This window comes from Halomonas nitroreducens, from assembly GCF_003966155.1.
Lineage (GTDB): Bacteria > Pseudomonadota > Gammaproteobacteria > Pseudomonadales > Halomonadaceae > Halomonas > Halomonas nitroreducens.
The window spans coordinates 1-2,060 of record NZ_RXNS01000041.1 but is presented as its reverse complement, the minus strand read 5'-3'; the positions used below and the strand labels follow the sequence as shown (position 1 = coordinate 2,060).

Annotated in this window: 1 rRNA gene; it reads left to right on the top strand. The window is 55.8% G+C overall.

What is annotated here, in order from left to right:
• The first annotated feature begins 446 nt into the window (after nucleotides 1-446).
• Nucleotides 447-1,984 (top strand): 16S ribosomal RNA (locus EKG36_RS20360).
• The last annotated feature ends 76 nt before the right edge of the window (nucleotides 1,985-2,060 follow it).

Sequence of the window (2,060 nt, the reverse complement as noted above, 5' to 3'; positions counted from 1 at the left end):
CGGAGAATCCGTAAAGTACGCATCCGCTGCCGGCGACGGGCAACGTTGCAGGCGGTGATGAGTGGCAGAAGTGCTTGTTTCTTCGAGGGTTTTTTGAAAAGACCCGGTTGACAGGCTCGCCGGAAACGGTAGAATGCTCGCCACTCGATCGGACGTCACCTCGTTTGCGAGATGATCGCTCGGTCAGCCGGATCGCTTCCTCGGAAGCCATCGACACACACGGTTGACACGCGGCGCCGATCACGTAGAATACGCCTTCCTTGCAGGGCGCCGGGCCGGACGGCACGGCAATGCAAGATGCTCTTTAACAATCGATCAGGTAATTCATGTGGGCGCTTGTCGAGATGTCGGTGACCAGTCACTGAATATCAAGGCAAGCGACTCGTCAAACGAGACGTTTGAACCTTGAGCCAAGTTTGGTGCACTCAATGCACTATCAAGCTTTTAAACTGAAGAGTTTGATCATGGCTCAGATTGAACGCTGGCGGCAGGCCTAACACATGCAAGTCGAGCGGAAACGATGGAAGCTTGCTTCCAGGCGTCGAGCGGCGGACGGGTGAGTAATGCATAGGAATCTGCCCGGTAGTGGGGGATAACCTGAGGAAACTCAGGCTAATACCGCATACGCCCTACGGGGGAAAGCAGGGGATCTTCGGACCTTGCGCTATCGGATGAGCCTATGTCGGATTAGCTTGTTGGTGAGGTAATGGCTCACCAAGGCCGCGATCCGTAGCTGGTCTGAGAGGATGATCAGCCACATCGGGACTGAGACACGGCCCGAACTCCTACGGGAGGCAGCAGTGGGGAATATTGGACAATGGGCGAAAGCCTGATCCAGCCATGCCGCGTGTGTGAAGAAGGCCTTCGGGTTGTAAAGCACTTTCAGTGAGGAAGAACGCCTCTGGGCTAATACCCCAGAGGGAAGACATCACTCACAGAAGAAGCACCGGCTAACTCCGTGCCAGCAGCCGCGGTAATACGGAGGGTGCGAGCGTTAATCGGAATTACTGGGCGTAAAGCGCGCGTAGGCGGCGTGATAAGCCGGTTGTGAAAGCCCCGGGCTCAACCTGGGAACGGCATCCGGAACTGTCAGGCTAGAGTGCAGGAGAGGAAGGTAGAATTCCCGGTGTAGCGGTGAAATGCGTAGAGATCGGGAGGAATACCAGTGGCGAAGGCGGCCTTCTGGACTGACACTGACGCTGAGGTGCGAAAGCGTGGGTAGCAAACAGGATTAGATACCCTGGTAGTCCACGCCGTAAACGATGTCGACTAGCCGTTGGGGTCCTTGAGACCTTTGTGGCGCAGTTAACGCGATAAGTCGACCGCCTGGGGAGTACGGCCGCAAGGTTAAAACTCAAATGAATTGACGGGGGCCCGCACAAGCGGTGGAGCATGTGGTTTAATTCGATGCAACGCGAAGAACCTTACCTACCCTTGACATCGTGCGAACTTTCCAGAGATGGATTGGTGCCTTCGGGAACGCACAGACAGGTGCTGCATGGCTGTCGTCAGCTCGTGTTGTGAAATGTTGGGTTAAGTCCCGTAACGAGCGCAACCCTTGTCCCTATTTGCCAGCGATTCGGTCGGGAACTCTAGGGAGACTGCCGGTGACAAACCGGAGGAAGGTGGGGACGACGTCAAGTCATCATGGCCCTTACGGGTAGGGCTACACACGTGCTACAATGGTCGGTACAATGGGTTGCAAAGCCGCGAGGTGGAGCTAATCCCATAAAGCCGGTCTCAGTCCGGATCGGAGTCTGCAACTCGACTCCGTGAAGTCGGAATCGCTAGTAATCGTGAATCAGAATGTCACGGTGAATACGTTCCCGGGCCTTGTACACACCGCCCGTCACACCATGGGAGTGGACTGCACCAGAAGTGGTTAGCCTAACTTCGGAGGGCGATCACCACGGTGTGGTTCATGACTGGGGTGAAGTCGTAACAAGGTAGCCGTAGGGGAACCTGCGGCTGGATCACCTCCTTAATCGACGACGTCGCCGGCACTCGGCAAGTGCTCACAATGAATTACCTGATCGGCCAGAGCAAAAGACTGTTTGGGT